Origin of the sequence: Rhodococcus sp. WAY2 (assembly GCF_009859915.1) — a bacterium.
Lineage (GTDB): Bacteria > Actinomycetota > Actinomycetes > Mycobacteriales > Mycobacteriaceae > Rhodococcus_F > Rhodococcus_F oxybenzonivorans.
On record NZ_CP046573.1, the window covers coordinates 366,098 to 382,618 of the forward strand.

At 68.9% G+C, this 16,521-nt stretch carries 17 protein-coding genes; 7 read left to right on the forward strand and 10 right to left on the reverse strand.

The window, feature by feature from the left end; genetic code table 11:
* Positions 1–30: 30 nt before the first annotated feature.
* Genes GFS60_RS31730 through merB form a run of 3 tightly spaced genes read left to right on the forward strand, consistent with a single transcriptional unit; the run spans position 31 to position 1,420 of the window.
* Positions 31–435 (forward strand): MerR family transcriptional regulator, encoded by a 405-nt coding sequence (locus tag GFS60_RS31730; RefSeq protein WP_159928166.1) that lies wholly within the window; start codon positions 31–33, stop codon positions 433–435.
* Complete coding sequence (locus GFS60_RS39455) at positions 432–1,142, forward strand: hypothetical protein (protein ID WP_236603591.1); 711 nt, start codon at positions 432–434, stop codon at positions 1,140–1,142. Before GFS60_RS31730 ends, GFS60_RS39455 begins: the two co-directional genes overlap by 4 nt.
* Positions 1,088–1,420: an organomercurial lyase gene (gene merB / locus GFS60_RS39460; RefSeq protein WP_236603592.1), complete on the forward strand. Its 333-nt coding sequence runs from the start codon at positions 1,088–1,090 to the stop codon at positions 1,418–1,420. The genes GFS60_RS39455 and merB overlap by 55 nt, the downstream gene beginning before the upstream one ends.
* Before the next feature lie 281 nt (positions 1,421–1,701).
* Here merB and GFS60_RS31745 read toward each other — a convergent pair.
* From GFS60_RS31745 to GFS60_RS31790, 10 genes are all read right to left on the reverse strand, one after another.
* Positions 1,702–2,933, reverse strand: a protein-coding gene (locus tag GFS60_RS31745; RefSeq protein ID WP_159927925.1) for an IS3 family transposase whose coding sequence is annotated in 2 segments (ribosomal slippage) — positions 1,702–2,612 and positions 2,612–2,933 — 1,233 coding nt in all. Because the reading frame shifts where the segments join, the coding sequence is not laid out codon by codon here.
* A gap of 25 nt (positions 2,934–2,958) precedes the next feature.
* Entirely contained in the window at positions 2,959–3,588 is a 630-nt protein-coding gene (locus tag GFS60_RS31750) for a vitamin K epoxide reductase family protein (RefSeq protein ID WP_159928168.1), read from the reverse strand.
* Positions 3,563–4,207, reverse strand: coding sequence for a DsbA family protein (locus tag GFS60_RS31755; RefSeq protein WP_159928170.1), 645 nt, complete (start codon positions 4,205–4,207; stop codon positions 3,563–3,565). The genes GFS60_RS31750 and GFS60_RS31755 overlap by 26 nt, the downstream gene beginning before the upstream one ends.
* A 172-nt stretch (positions 4,208–4,379) precedes the next feature.
* On the reverse strand, positions 4,380–4,727 hold the full coding sequence (locus GFS60_RS31760; protein WP_159928172.1) for a DUF3703 domain-containing protein: 348 nt from the start codon (positions 4,725–4,727) through the stop codon (positions 4,380–4,382).
* A gap of 88 nt (positions 4,728–4,815) precedes the next feature.
* On the reverse strand, positions 4,816–6,777 hold the full coding sequence (locus tag GFS60_RS31765; RefSeq protein ID WP_159928174.1) for a heavy metal translocating P-type ATPase: 1,962 nt from the start codon (positions 6,775–6,777) through the stop codon (positions 4,816–4,818).
* Entirely contained in the window at positions 6,774–7,157 is a 384-nt protein-coding gene (locus GFS60_RS31770) for an ArsR/SmtB family transcription factor (protein ID WP_159928176.1), read from the reverse strand. Before GFS60_RS31770 ends, GFS60_RS31765 begins: the two co-directional genes overlap by 4 nt.
* Before the next feature lie 150 nt (positions 7,158–7,307).
* Entirely contained in the window at positions 7,308–9,266 is a 1,959-nt protein-coding gene (locus GFS60_RS31775) for a cytochrome c oxidase assembly protein (protein WP_159928178.1), read from the reverse strand.
* A gap of 219 nt (positions 9,267–9,485) precedes the next feature.
* Entirely contained in the window at positions 9,486–9,899 is a 414-nt protein-coding gene (locus tag GFS60_RS31780) for a Rieske (2Fe-2S) protein (RefSeq protein WP_236603593.1), read from the reverse strand.
* Positions 9,896–11,026, reverse strand: a complete 1,131-nt coding sequence (locus tag GFS60_RS31785) for a ZIP family metal transporter (RefSeq protein ID WP_159929089.1) — start codon at positions 11,024–11,026, stop codon at positions 9,896–9,898. Before GFS60_RS31785 ends, GFS60_RS31780 begins: the two co-directional genes overlap by 4 nt.
* 152 nt (positions 11,027–11,178) lie before the next feature.
* On the reverse strand, positions 11,179–12,240 hold the full coding sequence (locus tag GFS60_RS31790) for a multicopper oxidase domain-containing protein (RefSeq protein WP_159928180.1): 1,062 nt from the start codon (positions 12,238–12,240) through the stop codon (positions 11,179–11,181).
* A 627-nt stretch (positions 12,241–12,867) separates the two neighbouring features.
* Between GFS60_RS31790 and GFS60_RS31795 the strand changes: the two genes are divergently transcribed.
* The 4 genes from GFS60_RS31795 (at position 12,868) to GFS60_RS31810 (ending at position 16,358) form a co-directional block, all read left to right on the forward strand.
* Positions 12,868–13,554, forward strand: a complete 687-nt coding sequence (locus tag GFS60_RS31795; RefSeq protein WP_159928182.1) for a M23 family metallopeptidase — start codon at positions 12,868–12,870, stop codon at positions 13,552–13,554.
* 464 nt (positions 13,555–14,018) lie between these two features.
* Complete coding sequence (locus tag GFS60_RS31800; RefSeq protein ID WP_159929091.1) at positions 14,019–14,606, forward strand: hypothetical protein; 588 nt, start codon at positions 14,019–14,021, stop codon at positions 14,604–14,606.
* Between the two features lie 70 nt (positions 14,607–14,676).
* Positions 14,677–15,231, forward strand: a complete 555-nt coding sequence (locus GFS60_RS31805; RefSeq protein WP_159928184.1) for a hypothetical protein — start codon at positions 14,677–14,679, stop codon at positions 15,229–15,231.
* Positions 15,232–15,803: 572 nt separating this feature from the next.
* Positions 15,804–16,358: a hypothetical protein gene (locus GFS60_RS31810; RefSeq protein ID WP_159928202.1), complete on the forward strand. Its 555-nt coding sequence runs from the start codon at positions 15,804–15,806 to the stop codon at positions 16,356–16,358.
* Positions 16,359–16,521 lie beyond the last annotated feature (163 nt).

The window sequence follows — 16,521 nt, forward strand, 5'->3', positions numbered from 1 at the left end:
ATAGTCGAGTACCGGGTTGAGAATGGTGGCATGCGTAGCAGTGAGGTCGCCGCCCGCACCGGGGTGAATGTGCAGACGCTGCGGTACTACGAACGCCGCGGCCTGTTGGCGCCGCCACCGCGGTCGCCGGCCGGGCATCGGGCGTACTCGGCCGACGCTGTGACCGTGGTCCGATTCGTCAAACGGGCTCAGGGGCACGGCTTCAGCCTCGACGAGATCGAGGACCTGCTGCAACTGGCCGAAGGCGGACCGGAGGACTGCGACACGGCCCGAGAACTCGCCGAGGCCAAGCTGGCTCAGCTGGCTGAGAAGATCACCGACCTGCAACGCATGCAGCGGTCCCTCGCCGATCTCGTCGCCACCTGCGAACGGCCACGGCCCGACCGGTGCTGCCCCCTCTTGCACACCCTGCACACCGAAGGAGATGACCGATGAGGTTGGAAATCCTGCAGGTTCCGGGTTGCCCCAACGTGGCGTTGCTCGAGCAACGGCTCGAGAAGGTTCTGGCAGATCAGCAGTCCAAGGTAGAGATTTCGCATCGGGTGATCGATGACCCGGCGGTCGCTACCGACGCTGGAATGACGGGCTCACCCACCCTGCTCGTCGACGGTGTGGACCCGTTCGCCGAACCCGGGTCGGTGCCGAGTGTGTCCTGCCGGCTCTATCCCTCCGGTGGCGCGCCCTCAGTGGTGGCACTGCGGCAGGCGCTGCACCTGGCTGCGGCAGGCGAGGCCGGCCAGCCCGCGGATGGCCGGGGCGACTGCTGCCCGGCGGATGCTGCGGGGGAATCCCCGTTGTCCGGGTTGGGTGGATGGCGCGGCGCTGCGCGACCGGACACTCCGGCCGACCGGGCGGTTCATCATGCGATTCTGCGGGCGTTCGCGGATCGCGGCGAAGCGCCCGAGGATGTCGAACTGGACTCGGTGGCAGCCGAATTCGGTGTGTCGGGTCGGCGGGTTTTGGACCGGTTGCACGCCGAGGACGTGATTCGGCTCAACCCTGCCGGGCGCATCGCGTCGGCGTATCCGTTCTCGCCTCCCCGACCCCGCACCGGGTACGCGTCGGGGGTGAGACGACCGTCTACGCGATGTGCGCGGTCGATGCGCTGGGGATGTCCGCGATGCTCGGCACCGAGGCGGTGATCGAATCCGCTGATCCGGTGACCGGTGAGCGGATCGCCGTGACCGTGCGCGGTGAGAGCGCCACCGCGACCCCGGCCACCGTTGGTGGTGTTCGTCGGTGCGATGGCCGGGCAGGGTCCGTCCGCGGACACGTGCTGCACCTCCCTGAGTTTTTCACCGATGAGGCGACCGCCCGGTCCTGGACCGGCGAGCATCCGCAGGTCGGCGGTACCGTCGTCGCCCTCGACCATGCCACCCGGCTCGGCGCGACAATCTTCAGCGGGACGCTCACCACCTGATGACGACATCGCGTATCGCGCAACCCTGACGTTTCCGCCGGGCGAGGCCCTTGTCTTGTGTCCTGTGCCACCGAATCGTGCTTGAAGCCGGCGCCTGGACCTGGGTTAAGGAATTTTGAGTGGCGAATTGGTCTCGGTCAACGCTGCTGTTGGACGCGGTCAGAGCAGGGTGGACCAGTAGGACCAGAACCGGTAGGCGACCAACCCGGCCACACTCAGCACCCAAACCGTCAGGGGAAGAACGTGGTTGGGGCTTCCCCCCGAGATGTGGACACCAATTCTTATGCGGCGGTGGCCAGCGTAGCCGATCGCTGCTCGAAGTCGATCGGACAGATCTGGCCGAGAGTGGAGTGCCTCCTTCTGGTGTTGTAGCGGGTGATCCAACGGAAGACGGCGGCGCGGGCCTCACCCGCGCTGTTCCAGCGCTTCCGGCCCTGGAGCGTCTCCCGTTTCAACGTCGCGTTGAACGATTCGGCGGCGGCGTTGTCCGCTGACGTTCCGACCGCGCCTCGCGACCGGGTCACTCCCAGCTCGCGGCAAACATCCGCGAAGTTCTGCGAGACGTATTGGGCGCCGTTGTCGCTGTGAAATATTGCCCCGTCGAGACCGGTGGCACCACGGGCGGCGGCCGCCGCCCGCAGCGCGTCAGTGACCAGCTCGGTGCGCATGTGTGGGGCGATCGACCAACCCGCCAGCCGTTTCGAGTTCAGATCCAATACTGTTGCCAGGTACAGGAATTGCCCGTCACCGACCGGAAGGTAGGTGATGTCCCCGACGTACTTGGTGTTCGGTGCGCTCGCGGTGAAATCGCGCCGGATCAGGTCCGGCACCGGAGTCGCGGAGGGTTCGGGGACCGTGGTGCGGACCGTCTTGCGCAGGTGCACCCCGACGATTCCGTTCTCGCGCATCACCCGTTCCACCCGCTTGTGATTGACCTCGATCCCGACATCGCGCAGCTCGGCCGTGATGCGTGGGGCCCCGTAGGTGCCATCGAAGTCGTCGTGGATGGCGCGGATGCGCGTCGCGAGCTCCTCGTCGGCGTGGGCGCGTTCAGCACGGGCCGGTGCGGCGGCAAGCCACCGGTAGAAGCCGGACCGGGACACCTCGAGGATCTGGCACAGCCACTTCACCGGAGCGGTGTCGCGGTGGTCGTCGACGAACTGGAAGCGGCTCACCAGTTGGTCTCGCCCGCGAAATATTTCGCGGCCCTGCGCAGGATCTCCCGTTCGGTTTCGAGCTTCCGGATCTGGGCCTTAAGCTGCTTGTTTTCTTCCTCCAACACGGACTCGGACGATACCTCGCCTGCCCGCGATGCCGGCCGCGCCGCCCCATTGGCCCGCAGCTCAGCCGTGGAGATACCGGTGCGTTTGCGTTCCGCGCGGACCCAGTTGCGCAGAGTCTCGCGGCTGACTCCCAGGTCGTTGCCGATGCCGTCGAAGGTGTGGCTCGGATCGGACAGATACAGTGCGACGGCATCGGCCTTGAACTCCGCCGAGTACGCCTTCATGACCATTGGTGACATCTCTTCCTCTGGGCCCTCACGACCCAGTGTTCACGATGTCCTCATTCAGGGGGGAACCCCCGTTTCCGCTCGCGGTCACCACGGCCGCCGGTACCGGTCGGGTGAGAGTGCCGTGGTGCAGGTTACGCAGGGTGACGTACCAGAAGATCGGCACGGTCACCGCCCACACCGCCATGCAGTACGGGCACAGGGCGCCGATCACGTAGAGGCTTTGCACGATCAGCCAGTGCACGAACACCACCGCCGCGGTGACACCTACCTGCAGGCCCAGCCAATACCAGCGGGCGAACCGGGCACCGGCCAGCAACCCAGCCCCGGTCGCAGCGACGACGGCGAAGCCGGCGATCCCGAGAAGCGAGTTGGGGAATCCGAACACCGACGCCTGCGCGGTGCCCATCACCGAGCCGCAGTTCAGGACCGGGTTGAGGCTGCAGGACGGGACGTACGCACTGTCGGCGGCGAGGGCGAACTTCTCGATGGTGAGCACGAACGCGGCCGCGAGGCCGACGAGCCCGCCGATCAGCAGCAGCCACGGCAGCGACCGCGAGAACGGCGCCGCATCACCGCCCGGGCCGGGCGGCGCTGCGGCCAGCGCCTTTGGGGTATCGGTAGCCGCGGGGTTAGCGGAGGGCGGCGTCGAGAGCATCGGTCAGATCCTGGTAGCTGGTGGGTTCGATCTTCTCGCCGTTCAGGAAGAACGTCGGGGTGCCCTGCACCCCGAGCGCTTCCCCGTCGGCGACGTCGGCGCGGATGCGGTCGAGGGTCGCGGGATCGGTGTAGGCGGCGTCGAAGGCGGCCAGATCGAGGCCGAGGTCGGCGGCGTATCCGCGGAACACCTCGTCCTTCGGGGTGCGCTGCTCACCCCACTCGGCCTGAGTCTCGTACATCCGCTGATACATCTGCTCGAACCGGCCCTGCTGCGCGGCGGCCTCGACCGCCCGGGCCGCCCGCTCGGCGTTGAAGTGGCCGGGCAGCGGGAAGTAGCGGACGACGAAGCTGACCCGGTCGCCGTAGTCGGTGCGCAGCTGCTCGATCGCCGGGTACACCGATCGGCAGGCCTCACATTCGAAGTCGAGGAACTCCACGAACGTGGCCTTGCCGTCGGCGACCGTGTTGAGTCGGTGACTGTCCGGGCGCACTACCGCCGCCGCCGCACCGTCGGCGGGAACCGGCGCCGAGTCGGACCGGTTGACCAGCAACAACACCCCCAGGCCCACGGCGAACGCGACCACCAGCGCCACCGACCAACGGATCCCGCGGCTCACCGCGCGCCCCGCCACAGCGACACCGGGGAATCGGGCAAACAGGGCAACCGGAACATGGGCACACCCTAACCAACCTCACCAGCTGCCCGGTGCCACGCCTGGCTCGGATGTGGTGGTCCTCACCACGGCTGGACGCTGGGTGCTGCCCTGCCTTCTCAGAGGCAGCTGGGGGTCAGCGGGCCGCGGCCAGGGTGTCGGCCAGGTCCGTCGGGATCGGCATCGGCGTTCTCAGCCCGGCGCGGGTGCGGCCGGTGTTGCCCTCGGGGTAGCGGCCCAACGCCGAGCCGGGGGCGGCGACGACGATCCGCACCACCTGGCCGAGTGCCTCGCGGCGGTCGTGCTGGCGCAGCGCGAGGGCGAGCATGGCGAGGTGGTTGCGGGTGTGCGGCCACGGATAGGGCTGGGACAGAATGTGTGCCTGTTCGAGGTGCGCCCACCGCTGGGTGTCGTCGGTGGTGGTGCGGGCGGCGGCCATCTCGGCGGTGTAAGCGGTACGGATGACGGTGGGCATCGCGGTCATGACGTGATCTCCTTCGCTTGGGCAGAGCAGGCGTCGAGCGGACTCGAGACGAGACGTCGTCGCCGTGCCCTCGACACCGGTGTACGGGTCATGGGTGGGCGGCGGTGGTGGCTGGAACCGGTACGGGTGCGGCCGTTTCCGGGTCGGTGAGGGCGCGGGCGCGGCCGGCCCGGACACCGTTGGCGATGACCACGATCTCGGCGACCTCGTGCACCAGGACCACGGCGGCCAGGCCGAGGACCCCGAACAGGGCCAGCGGCATCAGCACGGTGATGATCGCCAGCGACAGGCCGACGTTCTGCAGCATGATGCGGCGAGAGCGGCGGGCATGCGCCAACGCCTGGGGCAGGTGCCGCAGGTCCTCACCCATCAGGGCGACGTCGGCGGTCTCGATGGCCACGTCGGTGCCCATCGCGCCCATCGCGATGCCCAGATCGGCGGTGGCCAGGGCGGGGGCGTCGTTGACACCGTCGCCGACCATCGCCGTCGCCCGCCGGGTGCGCAGATCGGCGACGATACGGGCCTTGTCCTCCGGGCGCAGGTCCGCGTGCACCTCGTCGATTCCGACGTCGGCGGCCAAAGCCTGTGCGGTGCGCGCGTTGTCACCGGTGAGCATCGCCACCTGGTAACCGCCGCGGCGCAGCCCGGTGACCACCTCGCGGGCCTCGGGGCGCAGCTCGTCGCGCACCGCGACCGCCCCGATCAGAAGGCCGCCGCGCTCGATCAGGACCGCGGTGGCCCCGGCGTGCTGCATCCGCTCGATATCCCCGGACAGGGGTCCGGGGTCGATCCAGCCGGGCCGCCCCAACCGGGCGGGGACACCGTTGATGTGCCCGGTCAGGCCGGCACCGGGAACGGCATCGACGTCCTCGGCCGGGGCGTACTCGTCGACGGCGGCGAGGATCGCAGCGGCGAGGGGGTGTTCGCTGCGGGCCTCCAAAGCGGCCGCAACACCGAGGACCTCGCCGCGGGTGACGCCGCCGGTGGTGGTCACGTCGATGACCTCCGGGCGGTTGCGGGTCAGGGTGCCGGTCTTGTCCAGGGCGATCCCGCGGATCCGGCCCAGCGCCTCGAGCGCGGCGCCGCCCTTGACCAACACCCCCAGCTTGGACGCGGCACCGATCGCGGCGACCACCGTCACCGGGATCGCGATGGCCAGCGCACACGGAGACGCGGCGACCAGCACCACCAGGGCACGTTCGATCCACACCCGCGGATCGCCGAACACGCTGCCGATCGCGGCGATCAGCACCGCAGCGACCATCACACCGGGAACCAGCGGTTTGGCGATCTTGTCGGCCAGGCGCTGCGCCTCACCCTTGCGGGACTGCTCGGCCTCGACGATCCGCACGATCTTGGCCAGCGAGTTGTTCTCCGCCCGGGCGGTGACCTCGACCTCGAGGACCCCGGTCCCGTTGATCGAGCCGGCGAACACCTCGGCGCCCGGCCCGGCCTCGACGGGCACCGATTCCCCGGTGATCGCCGAGGTGTCCAGGGCGGTACGGCCGGATCGGATGATGCCGTCCGTGGCAATCCGCTCCCCGGGTTTGACGATCATCAGTTCACCGAGCGCCAAATCCGCTGGGACGACGACCTGTTCGCGGCCGTCGCGCAGGACGGTGGCGGTGTCCGGAACCAGGGACAGCAGGGCACGCAGGCCGCGGCGGGTGCGGGCGACGGCGTACTCCTCGAGCCCCTCGCTGATGGCGAACAGGAACGCGAGCATCGCGGCCTCGCCGACCTCACCGAGCAGGACCGCGCCGACGGCGGCGATCGTCATCAGGGTCCCGACCCCGATCTTGCCCTGCGCCAGCCTTTTCAGGGTGGAGGGGACGAAGGTGTAGCCGGCGACGAGCAGTGCCAGCGCTTCGAGGGTCAGTTCGACCGGGTGCGAGCTGTTTGTCCAGCCGACGATCAGGGCGGCGACCAGCAGCACCCCGGCTATCGCGGCGGCCCGGATCTCGGTGATCTGCCACAGCTTGTCGGGTTCGTGTTCCTCCTCGCCCTCGGGGCGGGGGTACTCGTGGCCGCAGCCGCAGGCATCACTCACGGTGTCACCTCCGTACCGGTGTCGGTGCCGTAGTTCGGGCACAACGCGACCGCGTTCCCGGTGGCCGCGAGGAGGGTTTCGGCGGCGGCGAGCAGATCCAGCAACTCCGGCCGGGTCAGCGAGTAGAACACCTGCCGGCCCTGCGAGCGGCCCTGCACCAGGCCGCAATCGCGCAGGCAGGCCACGTGCGCCGACACCGTGGACTGCGCCAACCCGAGCTCACCGACCAGATCCGCCACCCGCGACTCCCCGTCCGCGAGGCGACGCACGATCGCCAACCGGGTGCCGTCGGAGAGGCTGTGGAACAACGCCACCGCCGCATCCAGGTTCGATTCGGTTCCTCGGGAGGCGAGGCAACCGCCCGCACTATTGATCGTCATACGACGATAATAACCGGGAAATGACGATGATGGAAGAAGTCGGTCGAGGTGCCCAGGCGGTTCTGTTCCAGGTTCGTGCCCGTTAGCGCGCCGTGATCCGGCTGGAGGCCACCGGTGGCGACCCGCTCACCGGGGCCGACCGGTCGAGCATCATCGGTCGGCGGGACGCGGTTGCCCGGCCGGGTCGGTGACGTCGGCCGAGGAGGTCAGCCACCGGCGGGCCGCGATCGAGGCCGCCGCCGTGAAGACGACCACCGCGGCTCCCAGGGCCACGGCGACGCCGAGTCGTTGGTCGGCTGCGAGATCGTCGAACCAACCGCGGCGCAGGGTGGTGTAGTACTCCGCGGCGATCACCGTGGGTGATCCGAGTACCAGGATGAGGAAGCCGGCGAAGGCGGTGGCCGCGGCGAGCACCAGGATCAGCCGCGAGCGCGCGGAGCGCGGTGTCGGGGTGGGATCGATCCCGACCGCGACCCAGAAGAACAGCAATCCGGCGGTCACGAGATACGCGTTCGCCAGCAGGTGCCAGGTATGCGAACCGGCGACCGCGTCGTAGACGCCGCCCAGGTAGAAGACGTAGAACCCGCCGACCAGCAGGACCGCGGCGACGACCGGCTGGGTGAGCACCCGCACCGGGGCGCTGCGGTGAAACGTCCGCGACCAGGCCCGGATCCCAGGAACATCGGCGGGCTCGGGGCGCCCGGTCCTGGCCCAGAGGGTCAGCGGCGCCCCGAGCACGAGCAGCAGCGGGCCGAGGAGCCCGAGGGCGGTGACCGCCCCCATATGGACGCTGAACACGGCCGGGGCGAAGCGTCCGATCCCTGAGGAGGTGGCCAGCAGCAGCACCACACACCCGGTCACCCAGCTGGCGGTGCGCCGCACCGGCCATCGGCGGCCTTGCGCATGTAGCCGCCGCACGCCGAGCAGATAGACCGCGGCCAACAGGATCGCGGCGGTGCCGAAGAACAGGTCGAACCGCCAGTCGATCAGCAGGCGCGCCGCGGACGGTGCTCCGGCCAGGTCGTAGCCGAGGGTTTCACCGAGCGGGGTGGGCTCGCGCCGCTCACCGGCAGGCGGCGGGGTCCGCCCGAGCGCGACGGCGATGCCGAGGGTCACCGCGAGGACGACCGACTCCACCACCACGAGCCGGATGAACGCCGTCCGATCGTGGGGATTGTTTTCCAGCGCGGTCACCGCGACGGTGCGCTGCCGCCACCCCGCGGCACCCACGACGACCATGGCCACCATTTTGGCCACGATCATCACGCCGTAGGCGCTGGTCATCAACGCGATCAGCGGCACCCGCACCGCGGCGTTGATCACCCCGGACACCGCCACCACGACGAACGTGCTCAGCGCGAGGGCCGAGAACCGGCGGGCCGCGACGTCGAGATGCGCCCCGCCGCGCCCCGCGTGGAGCCCGAGGGCGACCAGGCCGCCCACCCACAGCGCGGCGGCCACGATGTGCAGGATCAGGCTGTTGGTGGCGACGTCGTGGGCCCCGCCCGCGGCCGAGTGCCCGGACAGCGCCCGGGGCAGCACGCTCACGATCGCCATCCCCAGCACCAGGGGTGTCCACTTGTGCCGCAGAGTAAGTCGGCTCGACACCGCGACCAGCAGTGCGAGCAGGCAGGTCCACGCCCACGCCTGGGGAACCTCGAGGTCGGCGATTGCCCGCAGGAACGGGCCCGGATCGGCGAACACGGTCCCCAGACTCTGGCCCGAGGTATCCGACAGGGTCAGCGGTACCAGCAGCGCCGCGCAGAGCGCCCAGATCATCGCGGCGGCACTGGCTGTGCGCACCGCCAGATATCCGTCGACGTCGAGGACCCCGGATCGTTGCGGCGGTACCAGCGCCGTCGCGAGCAGCAACGAACCCACCATGACGACCGCGGCCGCCTCACCGAACGCCATCACCGCCGGCAACCCGTAGGTGGTGATCGGGCCGGGGTCCGGCAAGCCCAGCAAGCGCAGCGCCTCGGCCGTCGACAGCTGCGCCAGCGCCGCCGCGACGAGCGCCGCGATCGCCGCCCAGCCGAGCACCTTCGGTGCGGCGCGGTTACCGGCGCGGCCGGCGGGCCGCGCACTCCTGTCGTCTACTGCACTCACGCGGAGGAGGCCTTCCTGTCACTTCGTTTTTCAGTCCTGTCGGGCCAGTCCACCGCACGTGCACACCGCCGCCGAAATACTACGCAGGATAGTAATCGGCTCGTGCAGGTCGGCCCGCAGCTCCGCGGGTGGAGGACCGATCGGACTCTCGCCCCGGCGGGGGTCGGTTCGGGTGCGGCCGTGGATGTCCGGACCGGGAACTTCATCCCGCGAGGGAGCTCACCCGATGGTGAGGAACTCCCCGGTGCGGGTGACGGGGTAGGTGGGAAGGGGCTGTTGGGCGGGGCGGCGGACCACCGAGCCGTCGGTGCTCGAGTAGCGGCTGCCGTGGCAGGGGCAGTTGATGGTGCCGTCGCGGACCTCCGAGACGGTGCAGCCCTGGTGGGTGCACACCGCCGAGAAGGCGCGGAACACCCCCGGTTCCGGCTGGGTGAGGACCAGACCGTGCTCGGGCAGGACGATGCCCCCGCCGACCGGGACCTCGGTTACGGGAATCCGGGGGAGGTCGGCAGGTCGGCCACCACCGGCGGTGGCCGACCCGGTGCAGCCGGCGGCAGCGAGGCACCCGGCGGCGCAGGCGGTGGCGAGGAAGGTGCGCCGCGGCATGCCGGTAGTCGGTGGACGGATGCTCATGCGGGCACCGCCAGCGCGGTGGCGAACATCAGCAGCAGTCCGGTGCCGACGCCGAGAAGCACCCAGGGACCGGGTTCGGTGCGGTCGGGGCTGCGCAGCGAGGGGGCGATCTGAATGATCACCTGGATGATCGCCCCGACACCGACACCGAGCAGGAGTGCGGAGACCTCGGGGTTGCCGACACCCGCGCCGAGGACGGCGCCGAGGATGGCCGGTGCCCCGGCGAGCATCCCCAGGCCCAGGAGCGTGGGCACCGAGGTGCGGCGACGGGTGAGCGGGGCGACGATGGCCAGGCCCTCGGTGGTGTTGTGCAGGGTGAAGCCGAGGACCAGGAAGGCGCCGAGGGCGAGTTCGCCGACCGCGTACGCCGATCCGATCGCCAGCCCCTCACCGAGGTTGTGCAGTCCGATTCCGGCAGCGATCATCACCGCCAACCGCAGGCCGGACGCTCCGGCGGCGGCGTCGGCGCCCGCCCGCCGGGCCCGCAGGAATCGGTCGATTCCCATCAGGGTGAGGAAGGCCGCCGCGGCGCCGAGGACGACCAGGGTGGTGCCGCCGAACGCACCCCCGGACGCAGCTGCCAGCTCGAGTCCCTCACTGGCACCGTCGAAGGCGAGGAACGCGAGCAGGCCCACGGTGACGGCGAGGACGAACCGGACCACCTCGGCGCTCACCCGGCGCAGCACCGGCAGCAACAACATGCCCAGCAGGACCGGGATGATTCCCACGTAGGTGCCCAGCAACGCCATCGTGACGTAGAAGTCGCCCCCCGGTGCCGGGGTGGCCACCGCGGCGGGGATCTCGTGCTCGATGACCAGACCGGTGTTGGTCAGCATCGAGATCAGATACGGCTGGCCGGTGATCCACGGATAGTCGAGGGTGATCGTCTCGGACGTTAACCGGCCGAGGGGCTCCTCGGCGCCGGCGACATCGACGAACGCGTCGTTGACGAACACCTGCGCGACGGTGACCGGGTCGGGGCCGACGTTCCGCAACGTCAGGCTGATCTGCCCCGGCTCGAGGACGGTGCGCTCGACCGCGATGTCCTCGATCGGCGGGCCGGCGCGCTCGGGCAGGCTCTGCGCGGCCAGCATCGCCACTCCCGCCAGGGCGGCGACAATGATCATCACCGCACCCAGGCCGCGGATCCACACCCCGGTAGGTGAGGCCGCTGCGTCCGGGGAGGATTCGGTTCCGGTGACCGCGCCGCGCGCCGCGGCGGGCTCCGTCGCCGCGGTACGGCCCGGGTCGTCCGCCCGCGCCGGTTCCGGGGTGGGCGTCATTCGGTCACCTCGAAGAACCCCATCCAGCCCAGGTCGGCGAACTCGGTTTTGTGGGCGTGGAACATGTAGCGGCCCGGGTAGGGGAACCGCATCTCGCAGATTCCGCGCTGGCCCTGGGCCTGAATGATGGTGTCGGTGAACTCGGCCGGCTCGAGCCGGGTCCCGGTCGGGTAGTAGTCGAAGAAGTTGCCGTGCACGTGGAAGCTGTTGATCGGGTCGTACTCGAGGATGTTGACCAGGTAGATCCGCACCAGTTCGTTGCGTCTGACCTGCACCGGTTCGTGCATGTAGTGGAACGGGATGCCGTTGACGGCGTAGAGCTGGTTGCCTTCGCCGTCGAAGGTGGTGTTGTAGCCGTGCATCACCATCACCATTTCGTCCGCCGGGGGACGCCCGCGGGCCGGATCGATGATGAAGGTGCCGTACATGCCGCGGGCGATGTGCTCGGCCAACGGGCTGACGTGACAGTGGTAGAGGTGCAGCCCGAACGGGGTGGCGTCGAACTCGTACGTGAAGGATTCCCCGGGCTCGATGATGCCCCTACCCACCCCGGGAACACCGTCCATCTCCGCCGGATGGATGCCGTGGAAATGCATCGTGTGTGGATGCGCGGACCCGTTGGTGAACCGCACCCGCAACCGATCGCCCTCGGTGCACCGCAGCGCCGGACCCGGTACCCGCGAATTGAACGTCCACGCCGGGAAGACGACACCGGGTGCTACTTCGATCTCCTCGTCACCGGCGAAGACCTCCCACTCGCGCAGCGTGCGACCGTCCGGCAGCACGGAGGTCGTTCCGTAGTCGAAATCGCGGAGCATCGCGGTCGGGTGGAACCCGTTGGCCTCGTGGTCGACCTGCTGACCGGCCCGGAACGTCGGCCCGGCGTTACCGCCGCCGTGCCCGGTATGACCCGAGAGGTGCGAGGACTGGGCGACACTGCCGGGAGCCGGGTACTGCCCGCCCGGTGGTTGGGTCAACCTTCCCGCACCCAGCACCAGACCCGCCGAACCCGCCAGCGCACCACCGAGCAGCACCTGACGGCGAGACGGCGCGCTCACCACACCAGCCCCGACCGGACCGCACACCCGTAACGCACCTTGATCAGCATCGGCACATCTTAGAGTTTGGCATCCCAAAATAGGAACTTCAATATACCGAATCCGAGTCGGACGAGGAGAGGCCGACCATCCCGGTATCGGAAAGGGGGGAGGTCCAAGAAGTGGCAGACGTTCCCGATGAGCGCGGCAGAGACTGCGCGCATGAGGGCACGTTCCCACCTCACCCGGAACCCGGATTATGTGGTTTCTATCACATTCAATCGAGGCGCGGCGTGTCCGCTTGCATGTGTCAGTGAAGCCGCCCGAACCGCGTCGCGGGGTGTCGCCGCGGGGGTCCCCCGCACTCACTCGCCAGCCCCGCAAACGTCGAGGTCACCACCGGTTTTCCCTCCCTTGCGCGGTGCTGCTCGACGGGGATTCCGGAACGGTGGTCCCGTGGCGTTACCTGTCTGCGATGCCCGCTGCAGGGCTCTGACGTGGGCATATTCGAGCAAGATCATGTTTGTATATCGATTAGGTCACGATAGCGAGTTCGATACCGTTTTGTTACTTTCCTTTTCGACGGGGGTCCGAGGCCGCGAATCTCTACGAACGCGGGCCTAGCCAACACAGATGAGGTAAGACACCGTGGCGAAACACCGCAGGACGGCACATCGTTCTCATTCCATCACCGGCCGCCTGAAGATCGCGACCGTCGCCGCGGCGAGCGGTGCCATCCTGATCGGCGGCGCGCAGTTCGGCGCCGGGTCCGCGACCGCCCGCCCGCTCGAGATCCCGCCGGGCCTACTGCCGGCCGGTGTTCAGCTGCCCGCGATCGAGCTGCCCGACCTGCCGGCCGCACCGCCCGCGCCCGGCATGCCCGGGCCGGTCAACCCGGGCACCCCCGCCCCGCTCAACCCGGGCGCCCCCGCCCCGCTCAAGACCCACACCGTGCAGCCGGTGTCCGGCACGCTGTCCTCCGGTTACGGCCCCCGTTGGGGCGCGCAGCACGGTGGCCTCGACATCGCGGCCCCGATCGGCACCCCGATCCAGTCCGCGGCTGACGGTGAGGTCATCTCCGCGGGCCCGGCCTCCGGGTTCGGGTTGTGGGTGCGGGTGCGCCACGACGACGGCGCCGTCAGCGTCTACGGCCACATCAACGAGTTCATCGTCAACGTCGGCCAGCGGGTCGCGGCGGGTCAGCAGATCGCCACCGTCGGCAACCGTGGTCAGTCGACCGGCCCGCACCTGCACTTCGAGGTGTCGGACGCCAGCGGCAACCGGCTCAACCCGAGCCAGTGGCTGCGCGACCGCGGCGTCTCGGTGACCTGGTGAGCTGACTAGAACTTCGCCCCGGCGGTAGTCAGTTCCACACGATTCCGCCGCACTGCGTCGAATGACCCTGGCAGAACCCCGATGTCGTTCGATGCGGTCACACGGGAAGCCCTGGTTCCAGGTTCCTAGCTCGAAAACAGCCCAACCCACACCTCGGGTCGTGGAATCGTCGAGCTTGCCCCCCGACGATGATCGAGCTCCACACCCGAGAGAACGCGCCGCTGATCGCCGAGACGGTCACCGACATCGGCCTCTAACAGACGCATTCGGTCGTCATTGCATCTGATGACGCAGTCGTAGCCGATCGCCTGCGCCACGTCGCTCCGGTTCGCGTGCACAGGCGGTTCCCTGCACCACCGGCACAATTGATGTCGGACACCGCCCCTACCCTCCCGGTAACAGCACCGCGGAGGCGGAGGGAGAGCAGTGTGGCAGTCGTAGACGACGTTGTTCCGCTCCCCGGGATGCCCGCACATCAGTTGGTCTCGGCGGTGGAACAACTCGCCCTGCTCGGGCAACCGCAACCGATCCGGGTCCCCGAACGACTGTGGCGGTCCTGGCTCGACGACCCCTCGGTACTGGCCCGGTTCGAGGCCAAATGCTATGAGAGGGAATCGGACCGATGCACGGTCTGGCTGGGCAGTGTCTCCTCCACCGGACACGGCTCCTTCCGGGCCGCGAGCCTGCCCGGGCCCTCCCGCCGCGGCACCGTCCCGGCCCATTTGTTCGCGTATCAACGCGAATACGGGATCATCCCCCGGCTGGGATGGTCCGGCACCGACGACGCGGTGCTGTGCCACCAGTGCGACTTCGCCGGTTGCGTGAATCCCCACCACCTGCGGTTGGGCACCAACGCCGTTAACCGCACCGAGTACCACCTGCGGCGCCGTAACCTCGCCAGCCCCCTCGCCGACGTCCGCGGCCCCGCTGGCCGCACCCGCGCCGTCGCCGCCGCGATCCGGATGGGTTTGGCCGATCGCGAACTTCCCCACGTTGTCGAAACACGGATCGCGGTGGCTGAGGCCGCCGGAATGCCCCTGACTCTGTGGTAACAGCAGGCTGCGACCGTCGCTTGCCTTGACCGACAAGTAGTGTCGCGGCACCTGCCTAGAATTGCTGCTCATGCTGACAGCCTGGGGTGACGAGAGCGGATCCCAACCCGACCGCGACCCCAACACGTACCTCCTCGCCGCAGCCTTGTGCGACGAGGAGGATGTTCCGACCGTACGGAAGGCGATGGAATCGCTCCGTCTGGGGCATGAGACGAAGGTTCACGGGCACGGGAGCAGTTCCGATCGTCGGCACGAGCTGGTGGCGGCCGTGAGCGAACTCCCCCTGGCCGGACTCGTGGTGGTCCATACCGAGGAGGGCGCGTCCGATCGCCGGCACCGTCGCAAGTGCCTCGAGTACCTGCTGCCGAATCTCGCGGAGATGCCCTGTTCTCGCATCACCCTCGAGTCCCGAAGCCACCTCGATGCCATTGACGTCGACATTCTGCAGAAGTTCCGGGCGCAGAAGGTGATCACGTCCTCGCTGCGGGTCCACCATGCCATCGGTCGCCTCGAACCGGCCCTCTGGGTCGCCGACGTCGTGTGCGGGGCCGTCGTGCAATCCCGAGTGGGGAATCCCGAATACCTGCGGAGACTGGCGGGCGCCATCGACCTCGAACAAATCTAAGGGCGAAAACGACGCGAGCCACAGGCCTCGTCGTCCGGCGAGTAATCCTGCGGCTCACTTCCAATCCCACCGCGATGGGATGGCTACACCGAAACTATAGCAATCGCCATCAATCGCCACCAGAAAGAAGCGATCGGAATGGGCGCGCAAGGCTGGAAACCGCTGGGTGGGGCTGCCAACAGGGGTTCTTACGCCCCGGAGACCTCCTACACGAACCACTTCCCTCGGCTATTGCCTCGGACATCCGCATTATGTTGGTCCGGGTTGTCTCGACGCAACCGTCGGACCTGGCCGCCGACACCCGTCTTCGGTGGCCGCCTCCCCCGCCACCCGTCAGCGCCCCGTTCGGCACACCCCGCGTCCAGTGACGACGCCGCGGCGGTGTAGCCGCGTGAAACTCGAGCATGGACGCGGCGGCGCTCTTCACCCTCACCCACAACGGATGCCGCACCCCGGCCGCGGTGCTGCGGCTACGGACCGCGTTCGCCCAACAGGCGGATTAATCCTCCCCGTTTTCCGACACCACCTCTTCCCAGCCGGAAAACATCCAGTCACCAAGTTAGATTCACGGCATGAAATCCGCGTCCGCGCACGTCCGTCGCAAACCGTGCCGCACCGCGCACGACGTACAGACCCGATTGGCAACGGGCGCGAGAACGGTAGTCCTCGACAGCCCCCCTGAGACCACCATCGAACTGCGCGACCTCCCCGATGGCCTCACCCTTCGCGTCGAAGGCTCATCTCGCGTGCAGATCACCGACACCACCAATCGGCCAGAGAAACACGCCCCGGCGATCGTCATCACCGGCGCCGCCCACGCCCAGCTCTTCGGGCACACCCGCGCGCACGCCTACACCACCGCCACCGTCGACGCCTTCGATCACGCCCGGGTCACCGCCCACAACCGCGCATCCGTCTCCGCCGTCGACCACGCCCTCGTCCTCGCCGGCGAGAACACCACCGTCTACGCCTACGACTACGCCGCCGTCCACGCGCACGACGACGCGCAGGTACACGCCACCGACGACACCCGCATCGTGCTGCACGGCAACGCCCACGCCGCGGCCGCCCGCGGTGTCACCATCTTCGGCCCTGCCCGCACGAACGTCACGGTCACCGCCAGATAGCGCAGCGCGCCGAACATCGATGACCTGGAACTGGATCGCGATGTCCGTTTTGCCCGTTGTTTACCGCGGTAAACAAACCAAACCGATTGGTCTTGTTTGTTTACCGCGGTAAACAACGGCACGAGGTGCTCGAGCCCCCACAGAGAGTGCTGGTGGCGGTGCG

Excerpts from the sequence above, each read along its gene's own strand:
- GFS60_RS31730 (WP_159928166.1), top strand. The coding sequence starts at position 31 with ATGCGTAGCAGTGAGGTCGCCGCCCGCACCGGGGTGAATGTGCAGACG.
- GFS60_RS39455 (WP_236603591.1), top strand. The coding sequence starts at position 432 with ATGAGGTTGGAAATCCTGCAGGTTCCGGGTTGCCCCAACGTGGCGTTG.
- merB (WP_236603592.1), top strand. The coding sequence starts at position 1,088 with ATGTGCGCGGTCGATGCGCTGGGGATGTCCGCGATGCTCGGCACCGAG.
- GFS60_RS31750 (WP_159928168.1), bottom strand. The coding sequence starts at position 3,588 with ATGCTCTCGACGCCGCCCTCCGCTAACCCCGCGGCTACCGATACCCCA.
- GFS60_RS31760 (WP_159928172.1), bottom strand. The coding sequence starts at position 4,727 with ATGACCGCGATGCCCACCGTCATCCGTACCGCTTACACCGCCGAGATG.
- GFS60_RS31770 (WP_159928176.1), bottom strand. The coding sequence starts at position 7,157 with ATGACGATCAATAGTGCGGGCGGTTGCCTCGCCTCCCGAGGAACCGAA.
- GFS60_RS31780 (WP_236603593.1), bottom strand. The coding sequence starts at position 9,899 with ATGAGCATCCGTCCACCGACTACCGGCATGCCGCGGCGCACCTTCCTC.
- GFS60_RS31785 (WP_159929089.1), bottom strand. The coding sequence starts at position 11,026 with ATGATCATTGTCGCCGCCCTGGCGGGAGTGGCGATGCTGGCCGCGCAG.
- GFS60_RS31800 (WP_159929091.1), top strand. The coding sequence starts at position 14,019 with ATGCCCGCACATCAGTTGGTCTCGGCGGTGGAACAACTCGCCCTGCTC.
- GFS60_RS31805 (WP_159928184.1), top strand. The coding sequence starts at position 14,677 with ATGCTGACAGCCTGGGGTGACGAGAGCGGATCCCAACCCGACCGCGAC.
- GFS60_RS31810 (WP_159928202.1), top strand. The coding sequence starts at position 15,804 with ATGAAATCCGCGTCCGCGCACGTCCGTCGCAAACCGTGCCGCACCGCG.